Here is a 12,977-nt window from a genome sequence, read left to right as displayed (position 1 = left end):
ACGGCTTGGCGGGCGAATGCCCGGCATCCGCCACCTGACTACTTGCCTGACCCATCAACCACTCCTGCCACCGCACCGGGGCTTAATTGGAAAGCGCGCCTACACTTGAAAAACCCGCGCGACCTGTCGTGCAGCATGGGCGTTTTACGCGTTGTAACAGATTCTCAATTGACCTACGGGATCCGCTCGGTCTTGACGGCGCGAAGCATAGCGCAGCACTCGTCGTTTTTCCCTGCATAAAGCTGGTCAAGTGCGTTTCCCATCGCTAGAATTGCGCACTTTTTGACCAGAGGCGCAGCCAAGCGCCCACCCGCAACCTCGTCGTGCCCGACCGGTTGTGTCATTCCATACCGAGGTTAGACATGTCCACCACCCCCGCGCCGGCCAATCCCAAGGTTGGCTTCGTCTCTTTGGGTTGCCCAAAAGCCTTGGTCGACTCCGAGCGCATCCTCACGCAGTTGCGAATGGAGGGCTATGACGTCGTGTCCACCTACCAGGACGCCGACGTGGTAGTCGTCAACACCTGCGGTTTCATCGATTCGGCCAAGGCCGAGTCGTTGGAAGTGATCGGTGAAGCCATCAAGGAAAACGGCAAGGTCATCGTCACCGGTTGCATGGGTGTCGAAGAAGGCAATATCCGCAACGTGCACCCCAGCGTGCTCGCGGTGACCGGCCCGCAGCAGTACGAGCAAGTGGTCAACGCGGTGCACGACGCCGTGCCACCACGCCAGGACCACAACCCGCTGATCGACCTGGTGCCGCCGCAAGGCATCAAGCTAACGCCGCGCCACTACGCCTACCTGAAGATTTCCGAAGGCTGCAACCACAGTTGCAGCTTCTGCATCATCCCCTCGATGCGCGGCAAACTGGTCAGCCGCCCGGTGGGCGACGTGCTGGACGAGGCCCAGCGCCTGGTCAAGGCCGGGGTCAAGGAACTGCTGGTGATTTCCCAGGACACCAGCGCCTACGGCGTGGACGTCAAGTACCGCACCGGGTTCTGGAACGGCGCGCCGGTGAAAACCCGCATGACCGAACTGTGCGAAGCCCTGAGCAGCCTCGGCGTGTGGGTGCGCCTGCACTACGTCTACCCCTACCCTCACGTGGACGAACTGATCCCCCTGATGGCCGCCGGCAAGATCCTGCCGTACCTGGACATCCCGTTCCAGCACGCCAGCCCCAAAGTGCTCAAGGCCATGAAACGCCCAGCCTTTGAAGACAAGACCCTGGCGCGGATCAAGAACTGGCGCGTGATCTGCCCGGATCTCATCATCCGCTCCACCTTCATCGTCGGTTTCCCCGGCGAAACCGAAGAAGACTTCCAGTACCTGCTCGACTGGCTGACCGAAGCCCAGCTCGACCGCGTCGGTTGCTTCCAGTATTCGCCGGTCGAAGGCGCCCCGGCCAACCTCCTGGACGCGGCCATCGTGCCCGATGACGTCAAGCAGGATCGCTGGGACCGCTTCATGGCCCATCAACAGGCCATCAGCTCGGCGCGCCTGCAACAGCGCATCGGCCGCGAGATCGAAGTGCTGGTGGACGAAGTTGACGAACAGGGCGCCGTCGGCCGCTGCTTCTTCGACGCCCCGGAAATCGACGGCAACGTGTTCATCGACAACGGCAGCAACCTCAAGCCTGGCGACAAGGTCTGGTGCAAAGTCACCGACGCCGACGAATACGACCTCTGGGCCGAACAGATCTAAGGCCTGAAGCTGAAAAAGCCCTGCTCTGTGACAAGATGCGGGGCTTTTTTACGGCTATCGTTCTGGGCATCGCCACCACCGCACAAGGAACCGCCGGCATGCTCAAGCACTCGGCCATCCACACCCCCAAACAGAGCGACTACGACGAGTTGACCCAGGTGTGGGAAGCCTCGGTACGCGCCACCCACAACTTCCTGCCCGAGAGCTACATCAGCCTGCTCAAGGACCTGGTGCGCACCCGCTACCTGGATGCGGTGATGCTGATCTGCACCAAGGACGCACGCCAGCACATCACCGGGTTCGCCGGCATCGCGGCGGGCAAGATCGAAATGCTCTTCATCGACCCAGCCCAGCGTGGCCAGGGCCTGGGCAAGCAGTTGCTGCGCTATGCCATCGAGCACCTCAATGCCGATCAACTGGACGTCAACGAACAGAACCCGCAAGCCCTGGGTTTCTACCTCAAGCAAGGTTTTGAAGCCGTCGGTCGCTCAGAGCACGATGGCATGGGCCAGCCCTACCCGCTGCTACACATGCGCTTGCGCCCGGCCCAGGCTGCGTCCCGACGCGGCTGAACCGGCGCAAAAAACCGGCCCCTGCAAATGGACCCGCGATTAACCGGCGCCAGGCAGGTACAATGCCCACCCCTTTTTTACTACGGCCCTGTCATGACTGACCCGATACGTCTCTCCAAACGCCTCATCGAACTCGTCGGCTGTTCCCGTCGGGAGGCTGAGCTGTTCATCGAGGGCGGCTGGGTCACCGTGGACGGCGAAGTGATCGACGAGCCGCAGTTCAAGGTCGACACGCAAAAAGTCGAGCTGGACAAGGACGCCAAGGCCACCGCGCCAGAGCCGGTCACCCTGCTGCTCCATGCCCCGGCGGGCGTGGACGCCGAAACCGCGATGCAGAGCCTGGGCGCCGAAACCCTGAGCGAAGAACACCGCTACGGCAAGCGCCCGCTCAAGGGCCACTTCCTGCGTCTGAACGCCAGCGCCGACCTGCAAGCCAACGCCAGCGGCCTGTTGGTGTTCACCCAGGACTGGAAAATCCTGCGCAAACTCACTGCCGACGCCAGCAAGATCGAGCAGGAGTACGTGGTCGAGGTCGAAGGCGACATGGCGGCCCATGGCCTCAATCGCCTGAACCACGGCCTCACCTATAAAGGCAAGGAGCTGCCGGCAGTCAAGGCCAGTTGGCAGAACGAGAATCGCCTGCGCTTTGCCATGAAGAACCCGCAACCGGGAATCATCGCCCTGCTGTGCCAGGCTGTCGGCCTGAAGGTCATCGCCATGCGCCGCATCCGTATCGGCGGCGTGTCCATCGGCAAGGTGCCGGTGGGCCAATGGCGCTACCTGTCCGCCAAAGAGAAGTTCTAACGACTTCGCGCAACACCCTACATCTCGACGCCGCGCCCAGACGCGGCGCTCACGACCGATCGATCAGGACTGCCCACATGATTCATAACGACGTACTGCGCAGCGTGCGCTACATGCTCGACATCAGCGACAACAAGGTTGTCGAACTCATCAAGCTCGGCGGCATGGACGTCAGCAAGGAAGACCTGGTGACCTACCTCAAGAAAGACGAGGAAGAAGGCTTCGTCTTCTGCCCCGACGAGGTCATGGCCCACTTCCTCGATGGCCTGGTGATCTTCAAGCGCGGCAAGGACGAGAGCCGCCCGCCGCTGCCCATCGAACTGCCGGTCACCAACAACATCATCCTGAAAAAACTGCGTGTGGCCTTCGAGCTCAAGGAAGACGACATGCACGCGATCCTCAAGGCCTCGGAGTTCCCGGTGTCCAAGCCCGAGCTGAGCGCGCTGTTCCGCAAGTTCGGCCACACCAACTACCGCACCTGTGGCGACCAGTTGCTGCGCAACTTCCTCAAGGGCCTGACCCTGCGCGTCCGCCCCTGACCCTTGCCCTGTGGGGCGGCCACCCACGGCCGCCCCACAGGCATGCCCGCCCATTCTCACCAGCAATGATGGCTCCGCTGCGCGCCACTGACCGCTAGGGTAGCGACATCCCCTCAGCCCTCAGGATTCGCCATGCACCCTTACTTCTCCCTGCAAGGCCGCACCGCCCTGGTGACCGGCGGCACCCGTGGTATCGGCAAAATGATCGCCAAGGCCTTCGTCGAAGCCGGCGCCACCGTCTATGTCTGCGCCCGCGATGCCCAGGCCTGCGCACAAACCGCGCTTGAGTTGAGCGCCCACGGTACGTGCCATGGCATCGCCGCCAATCTGGCCACGGAGGAAGGCGTGCAGCAACTGGCCGCCACCCTGGGCGAGCGCATCGGCCAACTCGACATTCTGGTCAACAACGCTGGCACCACGTGGGGCGCGCCCCTGGAAAGCTACCCGGCCAAGGGCTGGGAAAAGGTCATGCAACTGAACGTGACGTCCGTGTTCACCTGCATCCAGCAATTGCTACCACTGTTGCGCAAGGCCGGCTGCGCGGCGAACCCAGCACGGGTCATCAATATCGGCTCGGCGGCCGGTATTTCCTCCTTCGGCGAACAGGCCTACGCCTACGGCCCGAGCAAAGCCGCGCTGCACCAACTGTCGCGCCTCCTCGCTCGGGAGCTGGTGAGCCAGCACATCAACATCAACGTGATCGCCCCCGGGCGCTTCCCCAGCAAAATGACCCAGCACATCGGCAACGATGAACAGGCCCTGGCCGAAGACACCGCGCTGATCCCGATGAAACGCTGGGGCCGAGAAGAGGAAATGGCCGCTCTCGCCATCAGCCTGGCGAGTACGGCCGGGGCCTACATGACCGGCAACATCATTCCTTTGGATGGCGGGTTTAGCCTCTGAGATAGCGCGCGGCTATCGCGGGCAAACCCCACAGGGAAGCGATTGCGCTGAGGTGGGAGCGAACCCGCTCGCGATAGCGCCCCAACGGCCACCCCGGCGCCTACCCGGGTTATCATGCCCGCCCCTCTTGCGCCTCGATCCAGACCATGACCTACAGCGTTTCCCCCATCGGCTTCGTGCGCTCCTGCTTCAAGGAGAAATTCGCCATCCCCCGCCAACCGCAACTGGCACCGGCGGCACGGGGCGTCTTGGAATTGGTGGCGCCTTTCGATCAGGGCGAAGCGGTGCAGGGGCTGGAACAGGTGAGCCATGTGTGGCTGCTGTTCCTGTTCCATCAAGCCCTGGAAGACAAGCCACGGCTCAAGGTGCGCCCGCCGCGCCTGGGTGGCAACAAATCCATGGGGGTGTTTGCCACGCGCGCCACCCATCGCCCGAACGGCATCGGCCAATCGGTGGTGAAGCTGGACAAGGTGGAGGCGGGGCGCCTGTGGATATCCGGTATCGACCTGCTGGACGGCACGCCGGTCCTGGACATCAAGCCCTACGTGCCTTACGCCGACATCATCGCCGCTGCCAGCAACACCATCGCCAGCGCCGCGCCGGCATTGATCCCGGTGCAGTGGCAGGATTCGGCCCTGCAACAGGCTCACAGCCACGCTCAGCGCCTTGCAGAGCCGTTGGTGGAACTGATCGAGCAATGTCTGGCCCAGGACCCCCGCCCGGCCTACCAGGCACCGGCGCCGGAACGCGAGTACGGGGCGCAGTTCTGGGACGTGGATGTGCGCTGGCACTACCCGCAACCAGGGTTGATCCGCGTGCTGGAAGTCATCCCCGCACACGCCTGAACCCCAGAAACGACTGTGGGAGCGGGCAAGCCCGCTCCCACACAGGAGCCGCTTTAAACAGGCTTACTTCTCGACGAATGCACGCTCGATCAGGTAATCACCGGGCTCGCGCATGCGCGGCGAGACTTTCAGGCCGAAGCTGTTGAGCACTTCGCTGGTTTCGTCGAGCATGCTCGGGCTGCCGCACAGCATGGCGCGGTCGTCCTGCGGGTTGATCGGCGGCAGGCCGATATCGCTGAACAGCTTGCCGCTGCGCATCAAGTCGGTCAGGCGCCCCTCGTTCTCGAACGGCTCGCGGGTCACGGTGGGGTAGTAGATGAGTTTTTCGCGCAGCGCTTCGCCGAAGAACTCGTTCTGCGGCAGGTGCTCGGTGATGAATTCGCGGTAGGCGACTTCATTGACGTAGCGCACACCGTGGCACAGGATCACTTTCTCGAAACGCTCGTAGGTTTCCGGGTCCTGGATCACGCTCATGAACGGCGCCAGACCGGTGCCGGTGCTGAGCAGGTACAAATGCTTGCCCGGTTTCAAGTCGTCGAGCACCAGCGTGCCTGTCGGCTTTTTGCTGATGATGATCTCGTCGCCTTCCTTGAGGTGCTGCAACTGGGACGTCAGCGGGCCATCGGGCACCTTGATGCTGAAGAATTCCAGATGCTCTTCCCAATTGGGGCTGGCAATCGAGTAAGCGCGCATAAGCGGGCGGCCGTTGGGCTGTTGCAGGCCGATCATCACGAACTGACCGTTCTCGAAGCGCAGGCCCGGATCGCGGGTGCACTTGAAGCTGAACAGAGTGTCGTTCCAGTGGTGAACACTGAGGACACGCTCGTGGTTCATGTTGCTCATGTACGTGGGACTCCTGGAGATTTTGCCTGCGCCGACAGGGTGCGCAATTGCATCGCATTCTAATGGCGGTGACAATATCTGTTAAATGGATTATTAAGATAAGGGTTATCGGTTATATCGATATGCGATTTACTCTCCGTCAACTTCAAGTATTCGTCGCCGTCGCTCAGCAAGAGAGCGTGTCCCGTGCTGCCGGCCTGCTCGCCCTGTCGCAATCGGCGGCCAGCACTTCGATCACCGAACTGGAACGCCAATCCAGCTGCCAGTTGTTCGACCGCGCCGGCAAACGCCTGAGCCTCAACGCCCTGGGCAAACAACTGCTGCCCCAAGCCGTGGCCCTGCTCGACCAGGCCAAGGAAATCGAAGACCTGCTCAACGGCAAGTCCGGTTTCGGCTCACTGGCGGTCGGCGCCACGCTAACCATCGGCAACTACCTGGCCACCCTGCTGATCGGCAGCTTCATGCAGCGCCATCCCGAGAGCCAGGTGAAACTCCATGTACAGAACACTGCCCATATCGTGCAGCAAGTTGCCCACTATGAAATTGATCTGGGTCTAATCGAGGGCGACTGTAGCCACCCGGATATCGAAGTGCAGAGCTGGGTCGAGGATGAATTGGTAGTGTTCTGCGCGCCTCAGCACCCCCTCGCCGCCCAGGGCCAGGCGAGCATGGAGCAGTTGACCCATGAGGCGTGGATCTTGCGGGAACAGGGTTCGGGCACGCGCCTGACCTTCGACCAGGCCATGCGCCATCACCGCAACTCGCTGAACATCCGCCTGGAACTGGAACACACCGAAGCGATCAAGCGTGCGGTGGAGTCGGGCCTGGGCATCGGCTGCATTTCCCGCCTGGCCCTGCGCGATGCGTTCCGCCGCGGCAGCCTGGTACCGGTGGAAACCCCGGACCTGGACCTGGCGCGGCAGTTCTACTTCATCTGGCATAAACAGAAGTACCAGACGTCGGCCATGCGCGAATTCCTGGAACTGTGCCGCGCCTTCACCGCCGGGGTGCAGCGCAGCGACGAAATCGTGCTGCCCAGCATCCCCTGAGCGAGGTCAGAGCAGAATCACCGCCCACACCACGGCAATCATGCTCAACGCCACGAATTGCGCGGCGCTGCCCATGTCCTTGGCGTTTTTCGACAAGGGGTGCAGGTCCAGAGAGATGCGGTCGATGGCCGCTTCCACGGCCGAGTTGAGCAACTCGACGATCAGCGCCAGCAGGCACACGGCGATCAGCAAGGCACGCTCGACGCGGCTGACGTGGAACAGGAAACTCACGGGAATCAGGATCACGTTGAGCAAAACCAACTGGCGAAAGGCGGCTTCGCCGACAAAAGCGGCGCGCAACCCATCAAGGGAATAGCCGCCAGCGTTGAGAATGCGTTTAAGACCGGTTTGACCTTTGAAAGGCGACATAGAAGTAGGCAACTGAAAAAAGGAAGGGAAAACTAGTTCAACGGAAGTCAAAAAAGCGTGAAGGCACAACGCCTTACTGGCTGGAAATTGACTCAAGCTGTTGCAGCAACAGTGCCGCCTGGGTGCGGGTGCGCACGCCCAGCTTGCGGAAAATCGCCGTAACGTGGGCCTTGATGGTGGCCTCCGACACGCTCAACTCATAGGCGATCTGTTTGTTCAACAAGCCTTCGCAGACCATGGTCAGCACGCGGAACTGCTGCGGCGTCAGGCTGGCCAACCCGGCACTGGCGGCTTTGGCTTCATCGGAAACGGCCACATCCTCGAACGCTTGGGGCGGCCACGACACATCACCGTCCAGCACCGTGCGCACGGCCTGCTGGATCGCTTCCATGGAACTGGATTTGGGAATGAAGCCACTGGCGCCGAACTCCCGGGACTTGACCATGATCGACGCTTCTTCCTGCGCCGAGACCATCACCACCGGAATTTGCGGATACTGGCCACGCAACAGCACCAACCCGGAAAAACCGTAGGCCCCTGGCATATTCAGGTCCAGCAGCACCAGGTCCCAGTCGGCCTTCTCGGTCAGACGGGTTTCCAGTTCGGCAATACTCGCCACTTCCACTAACCGGACCTCGGGGCCAAGGCCCAAGGTGACCGCTTGGTGCAGTGCGCTACGGAAGAGGGGGTGGTCATCGGCAATCAGGATTTCGTATGTGGCCATCAGTCAAATGATCCTGTTTTTTATGGGAGAACCGATGGATTCGGTCCTCGCCAAAACAACATAAGGTGACAACCTGCTGGCCATCACCGAAGGGCGAACTCAAACCAAAGGCCCGCCAAACGGGGCGGGCGCCCTAAACGGCGCCAAGCATGCCCAGCGCAGCCTATGGGGTCAAGCCGCAGTGCCACTACGTGCCTGCATGGTAATAGCACCTTGCGGGACAAAGGGCGCCAGTTCAGCGTGGGCGGCAGTGGTCTCGTCTAGGGGTAATTGATGCTTGGCATCCAAGTAATGCTGGCTGAACACGTCAAAATAGGCGCCCAACGCCGAGGACGCGGGGCCATCGCCCGCCAGTTCCAGGCACAAAGCCGCCACTTCGGCTGTACACAGGTGCTCACTGCGGGTGGAGCGGCGCAAGCGGTAGCGCGACAGTTTTTCCGGCAGCAGGCTGAGGATCGGCAAGCCGTCGAAATACGGGCTCTTGCGGAAAATCTTGCGGGCCTCGGTCCAGGTTGCGTCCAACAGAATAAACAGCGGCCGCTTGCGGCTATCGACCTGAACCTCATGAGTGACCCGCTCAGGCTCGACATACTCACCGGGAAACACCAGGTACGGTTGCCACTGCGGGTCGGCCAATAGCGCCAGCAACTGGGGGTTGGTTTCGGTACGCGACCAGATAAAGGCAAAGTTGTCTTGCACCACATCCGCGATCAACCACCCGGTATTGCTCGGCTTGAACACTTCCTTGGCCGTCATTATCAAGCACACCGCCGAGCGGGCCTGGACCTGGGGGCGCCAGGCGCACAGGCAATGGCTCTCGATCACCCTGCAATCATGGCAGCGCGGCGCGCGGGAACCGCGGGCCAGATAAGGCTTGGTGCTCTCTTCCTCGCGCTCGTCACGCAGGCACGCAACGGCATTGACGGCAAAGGGCGAAGCAGCGCGCAGGGTCACAGGCAACTCCGGCGGGGAATGAGAATCGGCACAAATAACACTCAGGCGGGCAAAAAAAGTAACCGCAGTTTACCAGAGCAACACGCGCAAACCTGTACCGTCCACACCGCCTCCCCTATAATTCGCCGCCACTGAACGCACAGTCACGTGGCTGGTCGAAGCACCAGTCACTGAACCAGGAGAGTTTCATGCTGCGCCTTATCGTTCCTACCGCTGCCGTTCTGCTGGCGTCATCCTTCGGCGTGCAAGCCGCCTCACTCAAAGAACTCGAACTGAGCAAAATGCTGCAAAGCGTCGCCGCCCAAAGCAGCGTCGGCACGCCCCGGGCCATCAACGAAGACATCCTCGATCAGGGCTACACCGTGGAAGGCAAGGAGCTGATAAACCACCTGAGCGTGCAAAGCAGCCACGCCGAAAAAATGCGCGCAGACCCCAAGGCCGTGTATTTCCAACTGGGCTCCACCGTGTGCAACAACCCGGGCTTTCGCAAGCTGATGGCCAAGGGCGCGGTGATGCGCTACGAGTTCACGGAGGTCAAGACCAACCGCCCGGTTGCGTCGGAACGCTTCCAGGAAGCCGATTGCCTGCAACCGGCCAAAAAGAAAAAGTAATCACTGCTCCATTGCGCGCCGCTGCAAATCATCGGCGCGCAGCTCCGCCACCAGCGCTTGCAGATACTGCGAGTGCTGCCGGGGGCCCTCCAGGCGCCGCCGGCATTCATCCTCAACGCTACGATGATTGGCCCGCGCCGCCGCCTGCAACAGCTGATACAACTCGGTATCGATTTCCAGAATGATTCTGGTCATGTTTCGCCTCCCTGCGCTTGCCCACGCCAAACAGCGTCGTGATGCCTGTGTTGAGTAAATCAGAGCCATCACCGCATGCCGGCACTTCTGACCAGCGGTGATCCGCGCCCACGGCTTGCGATTGAGCGGTTGCCAGGCACGACCAGCGGAGGCCATGATCGAATCGGCAAAACCAGGCGTTGTGCAGAAGGAGACGTTGAATGCCTTACCAATCGAATGACCTCCTCAGCCGAGATCTTCAGGGCAACGGGGGCGAGCTCGCCCAGCAGGTCGAAGAACAACTCAAACTGATTTCCCCCAACAGCGCGAATATCGCGATTTATCGCGACATGATCCTCACCGTCCTGCATATGGCCAAGCAAGACCATAGCCGCTGGAACGCCAAGATCACCCTGCAGGCGTTGCGTGAACTGGAACAGGCCTTCCGTGTGCTGGAGCAGTTCAAGGGGCGGCGCAAGGTCACTGTGTTCGGCTCTGCGCGAACCGCCACCGAGCACCCGCTTTACGCCATGGCCCGGGAGCTGGGCGCCGCGCTGGCGAGGTCAGACCTAATGGTCATCACCGGCGCCGGGGGCGGCATTATGTCTGCAGCCCATGAGGGCGCAGGCTTGGAGCACAGCCTGGGGTTCAACATCACCCTGCCCTTCGAGCAGCACGCCAACCCCACGGTCGATGGCACCGGCAACCTGCTGCCGTTCCATTTTTTCTTCACCCGCAAGCTGTTTTTCGTCAAGGAAGCCGATGCACTGGTGCTCTGCCCGGGCGGCTTCGGCACGCTGGATGAAGCATTGGAGGTATTGACCTTGATCCAGACTGGCAAAAGCCCCCTGGTTCCCGTGGTGCTGCTGGACACACCGGGCGGGCGCTTCTGGGAAAGTGCCCTGGATTTCATCCGCAACGAACTGGAGGCCAACCACTACATCCTGCCCAGCGACATGAAGCTGATGCGCCTGGTCTACAACGTCGAGGAGGCGGTGCAGGAGATTCAGCAGTTCTACGGTAACTTCCACTCCAGCCGCTGGCTGAAGCATCAGTTCATCATCCGCATGAATCACCCGTTGAACGAGCAGGCACTGGAGCACATCCAGCAAGCTTTTGCCGACCTGTGTTTGAGCGATTGCTTTCATCAACACAGCTACGCCGGTGAAGAACAGGATGAGGCGCAGTTCAGCCACCTGACGCGACTGTCGTTCACCTTCACCGCCCGTAATCACGGGCGCTTGCGCGAGTTGGTGGACTTTATCAACCTGCCGGAAAACTGGACCGAGGCCGCCCCACAGGCTTCACAGCGCAACCGTGAACCGATCAAGCTCACCTGACCGGCTCAGTCATCCAGGCCACGGCCGCTGAACAAGCGGCCGATCATCTCCATCGAAAAACCCCGATAGCTCAGGAACCGCCCTTGCTTGGCACGCTCGCGGACATCGATCGGCAAGTGCCCGGCGAATTTCCGGCGCCAGGTGTCTTCCAACTGTGCCTGCCAATCGATACCGCTTTCGCGTAAGGCGAGTTCGATATCGGTTCGTTGCAGGCCACGTTGGCTCAACTCTTCACGAATACGCAGAGGGCCGTATCCGGAGCGGGCACGGTAGGAGACAAAGCTTTCGAGGTAGCGCGATTCGGACAGCAAGCCCTCTTGCGTCAAGCGGTCGAGTGCGACATCGATCATTTCAGGAGGGGCGCCGCGCTGACGCAACTTGCGCGTCAGCTCGACTCGACCATGCTCGCGTCGCGCGAGCAGGTCCATTGCGGTTCGCCGTACGGCGACGGGTGTATCGAGTACGGCTGTCATGGGATCAATCAGATATCGGCGTCAGCCAGATCATCAACAGCTTCCTTGACCGGCGAAGCCTTGGTGTCTGCAGTCGGGGTCAGCAGCTTGTCGCGGATCTGTTTTTCAAGTGTGGCCGCAATCTCTGGGTTCTCCTGCAGGAACTTGGCCGAGTTGGCCTTGCCCTGACCGATCTTGGTGCCGTTATAGGCATACCAGGCCCCGGATTTTTCGACAAAGCCGTGCAACACGCCCAGGTCGATCATCTCGCCGTTCAGGTAGATACCCTTGCCGTAGAGAATCTGGAATTCAGCCTGGCGGAACGGCGGTGCCACCTTGTTCTTCACGACCTTGACACGGGTTTCGCTGCCGACAACTTCATCACCTTCCTTCACCGCGCCGGTACGGCGGATGTCCAGGCGCACCGAAGCGTAGAACTTCAGCGCGTTACCACCGGTGGTGGTTTCCGGGCTGCCGAACATCACGCCGATCTTCATGCGGATCTGGTTAATGAAGATCACCAGGCAGTTGGCGTTCTTGATGTTGCCGGTGATCTTGCGCAGCGCCTGGGACATCAAGCGAGCCTGCAGGCCAACGTGCATGTCACCCATCTCGCCTTCGATCTCGGCTTTTGGCACCAGGGCCGCCACGGAGTCGATGACGATGACGTCGATGGCATTGGAGCGCACCAGCATGTCGGTGATTTCCAGTGCCTGCTCGCCGGTGTCCGGCTGGGACACCAGCAGGTCGTCGACGTTGACGCCCAGTTTGCCGGCGTATTCCGGATCCAGGGCGTGCTCGGCGTCGACGAAGGCGCAGGTCGCGCCCATCTTCTGGGCCTGGGCGATTACGGACAGGGTCAGGGTGGTTTTACCCGAAGATTCCGGGCCGTAGATTTCAACGATACGGCCCTTTGGCAGGCCGCCGATGCCGAGCGCGATGTCCAGACCCAGAGAGCCAGTGGAAATGGCCGGGATCGCCTGACGGTCGTGATCGCCCATACGCATTACGGCACCCTTGCCGAATTGACGTTCGATCTGACCCAGGGCCGCAGCCAAGGCTTTCTTCTTGTTGTCGTCCATTAAAGTCCTCACGTAA

General features: G+C 61.2%; 16 protein-coding genes. 9 read left to right on the top strand and 7 right to left on the bottom strand.

The annotated features are described in order from the left end of the window. The first annotated feature begins 362 nt into the window (after positions 1–362). The 6 genes from rimO (at position 363) to tsaA (ending at position 5,363) form a co-directional block, all read left to right on the top strand. Positions 363–1,700 (top strand): 30S ribosomal protein S12 methylthiotransferase RimO, encoded by a 1,338-nt coding sequence (rimO, locus tag CKW13_RS08005; protein WP_095108050.1) that lies wholly within the window; start codon positions 363–365, stop codon positions 1,698–1,700. A gap of 98 nt (positions 1,701–1,798) precedes the next feature. Further along, positions 1,799–2,272 carry a GNAT family N-acetyltransferase gene (locus CKW13_RS08000; RefSeq protein WP_095108049.1) on the top strand — a complete coding sequence of 158 codons (474 nt, stop codon included), beginning with the start codon at positions 1,799–1,801 and terminating at the stop codon, positions 2,270–2,272. 93 nt (positions 2,273–2,365) lie between these two features. Further along, complete coding sequence (locus tag CKW13_RS07995; protein ID WP_095108048.1) at positions 2,366–3,076, top strand: rRNA pseudouridine synthase; 711 nt, start codon at positions 2,366–2,368, stop codon at positions 3,074–3,076. 77 nt (positions 3,077–3,153) lie between these two features. Continuing rightward, the gene (locus CKW13_RS07990) at positions 3,154–3,615 is read left to right on the top strand and encodes a DUF1456 family protein (RefSeq protein WP_095108047.1); all 462 of its coding nucleotides are present in this window, start codon (positions 3,154–3,156) and stop codon (positions 3,613–3,615) included. A gap of 132 nt (positions 3,616–3,747) precedes the next feature. Next, positions 3,748–4,518 carry an SDR family oxidoreductase gene (locus tag CKW13_RS07985; protein WP_095108046.1) on the top strand — a complete coding sequence of 257 codons (771 nt, stop codon included), beginning with the start codon at positions 3,748–3,750 and terminating at the stop codon, positions 4,516–4,518. 146 nt (positions 4,519–4,664) lie between these two features. Continuing rightward, a complete protein-coding gene (gene tsaA, locus CKW13_RS07980) occupies positions 4,665–5,363 on the top strand; it encodes a tRNA (N6-threonylcarbamoyladenosine(37)-N6)-methyltransferase TrmO (protein WP_095108045.1) in 699 nt (232 codons plus the stop codon). Between the two features lie 63 nt (positions 5,364–5,426). On the opposite strand, the gene fpr is transcribed toward tsaA, so the two are convergent. Next, complete coding sequence (gene fpr, locus CKW13_RS07975; RefSeq protein ID WP_019827846.1) at positions 5,427–6,206, bottom strand: ferredoxin-NADP reductase; 780 nt, start codon at positions 6,204–6,206, stop codon at positions 5,427–5,429. A 122-nt stretch (positions 6,207–6,328) separates the two neighbouring features. Between fpr and CKW13_RS07970 the strand changes: the two genes are divergently transcribed. Beyond that, on the top strand, positions 6,329–7,255 hold the full coding sequence (locus CKW13_RS07970) for a LysR family transcriptional regulator (protein ID WP_095108044.1): 927 nt from the start codon (positions 6,329–6,331) through the stop codon (positions 7,253–7,255). A gap of 6 nt (positions 7,256–7,261) precedes the next feature. Here CKW13_RS07970 and CKW13_RS07965 read toward each other — a convergent pair whose 3' ends face one another. The 3 genes from CKW13_RS07965 to CKW13_RS07955 all read right to left on the bottom strand — a co-directional run bounded on the left by CKW13_RS07965 (position 7,262) and on the right by CKW13_RS07955 (position 9,296). Beyond that, a complete protein-coding gene (locus CKW13_RS07965) occupies positions 7,262–7,624 on the bottom strand; it encodes a diacylglycerol kinase (RefSeq protein WP_095108043.1) in 363 nt (120 codons plus the stop codon). Positions 7,625–7,697: 73 nt separating this feature from the next. After that, positions 7,698–8,348 (bottom strand): response regulator transcription factor ErdR, encoded by a 651-nt coding sequence (erdR, locus tag CKW13_RS07960; protein WP_095108042.1) that lies wholly within the window; start codon positions 8,346–8,348, stop codon positions 7,698–7,700. Positions 8,349–8,519: 171 nt separating this feature from the next. After that, positions 8,520–9,296 (bottom strand): tRNA-uridine aminocarboxypropyltransferase, encoded by a 777-nt coding sequence (locus CKW13_RS07955; protein WP_095108187.1) that lies wholly within the window; start codon positions 9,294–9,296, stop codon positions 8,520–8,522. A 194-nt stretch (positions 9,297–9,490) separates the two neighbouring features. Here CKW13_RS07955 and CKW13_RS07950 point away from each other — a divergent pair, with 194 nt between their 5' ends. After that, the gene (locus CKW13_RS07950) at positions 9,491–9,913 is read left to right on the top strand and encodes a quorum-sensing-regulated virulence factor family protein (protein WP_095108041.1); all 423 of its coding nucleotides are present in this window, start codon (positions 9,491–9,493) and stop codon (positions 9,911–9,913) included. Here the strand turns inward: CKW13_RS07950 and CKW13_RS07945 are convergent, their stop codons facing one another. Beyond that, complete coding sequence (locus tag CKW13_RS07945) at positions 9,914–10,108, bottom strand: hypothetical protein (protein ID WP_095108040.1); 195 nt, start codon at positions 10,106–10,108, stop codon at positions 9,914–9,916. A 200-nt stretch (positions 10,109–10,308) separates the two neighbouring features. Between CKW13_RS07945 and CKW13_RS07940 the strand changes: the two genes are divergently transcribed. Then, positions 10,309–11,427: a TIGR00730 family Rossman fold protein gene (locus tag CKW13_RS07940; RefSeq protein WP_095108039.1), complete on the top strand. Its 1,119-nt coding sequence runs from the start codon at positions 10,309–10,311 to the stop codon at positions 11,425–11,427. Between the two features lie 5 nt (positions 11,428–11,432). Here CKW13_RS07940 and recX read toward each other — a convergent pair whose 3' ends face one another. Together recX and recA are read right to left on the bottom strand one after the other, a co-directional pair. Beyond that, a complete protein-coding gene (gene recX / locus CKW13_RS07935; protein ID WP_095108038.1) occupies positions 11,433–11,900 on the bottom strand; it encodes a recombination regulator RecX in 468 nt (155 codons plus the stop codon). An 8-nt stretch (positions 11,901–11,908) separates the two neighbouring features. Beyond that, positions 11,909–12,961: a recombinase RecA gene (gene recA / locus CKW13_RS07930; RefSeq protein WP_095108037.1), complete on the bottom strand. Its 1,053-nt coding sequence runs from the start codon at positions 12,959–12,961 to the stop codon at positions 11,909–11,911. Between the last annotated feature and the right edge of the window lie 16 nt (positions 12,962–12,977).

This window comes from Pseudomonas sp. Irchel 3E20, from assembly GCF_900187645.1.
GTDB lineage: Bacteria > Pseudomonadota > Gammaproteobacteria > Pseudomonadales > Pseudomonadaceae > Aquipseudomonas.
This window is presented reverse-complemented; position numbering and strand designations above follow the sequence as displayed.

Excerpts from the sequence above, each read along its gene's own strand:
- erdR (WP_095108042.1), bottom strand. The coding sequence starts at position 8,348 with ATGGCCACATACGAAATCCTGATTGCCGATGACCACCCCCTCTTCCGT.
- rimO (WP_095108050.1), top strand. The coding sequence starts at position 363 with ATGTCCACCACCCCCGCGCCGGCCAATCCCAAGGTTGGCTTCGTCTCT.
- CKW13_RS07965 (WP_095108043.1), bottom strand. The coding sequence starts at position 7,624 with ATGTCGCCTTTCAAAGGTCAAACCGGTCTTAAACGCATTCTCAACGCT.
- recX (WP_095108038.1), bottom strand. The coding sequence starts at position 11,900 with ATGACAGCCGTACTCGATACACCCGTCGCCGTACGGCGAACCGCAATG.
- recA (WP_095108037.1), bottom strand. The coding sequence starts at position 12,961 with ATGGACGACAACAAGAAGAAAGCCTTGGCTGCGGCCCTGGGTCAGATC.
- CKW13_RS07995 (WP_095108048.1), top strand. The coding sequence starts at position 2,366 with ATGACTGACCCGATACGTCTCTCCAAACGCCTCATCGAACTCGTCGGC.
- CKW13_RS08000 (WP_095108049.1), top strand. The coding sequence starts at position 1,799 with ATGCTCAAGCACTCGGCCATCCACACCCCCAAACAGAGCGACTACGAC.
- CKW13_RS07985 (WP_095108046.1), top strand. The coding sequence starts at position 3,748 with ATGCACCCTTACTTCTCCCTGCAAGGCCGCACCGCCCTGGTGACCGGC.
- CKW13_RS07940 (WP_095108039.1), top strand. The coding sequence starts at position 10,309 with ATGCCTTACCAATCGAATGACCTCCTCAGCCGAGATCTTCAGGGCAAC.
- tsaA (WP_095108045.1), top strand. The coding sequence starts at position 4,665 with ATGACCTACAGCGTTTCCCCCATCGGCTTCGTGCGCTCCTGCTTCAAG.
- fpr (WP_019827846.1), bottom strand. The coding sequence starts at position 6,206 with ATGAGCAACATGAACCACGAGCGTGTCCTCAGTGTTCACCACTGGAAC.
- CKW13_RS07990 (WP_095108047.1), top strand. The coding sequence starts at position 3,154 with ATGATTCATAACGACGTACTGCGCAGCGTGCGCTACATGCTCGACATC.
- CKW13_RS07950 (WP_095108041.1), top strand. The coding sequence starts at position 9,491 with ATGCTGCGCCTTATCGTTCCTACCGCTGCCGTTCTGCTGGCGTCATCC.
- CKW13_RS07945 (WP_095108040.1), bottom strand. The coding sequence starts at position 10,108 with ATGACCAGAATCATTCTGGAAATCGATACCGAGTTGTATCAGCTGTTG.
- CKW13_RS07970 (WP_095108044.1), top strand. The coding sequence starts at position 6,329 with ATGCGATTTACTCTCCGTCAACTTCAAGTATTCGTCGCCGTCGCTCAG.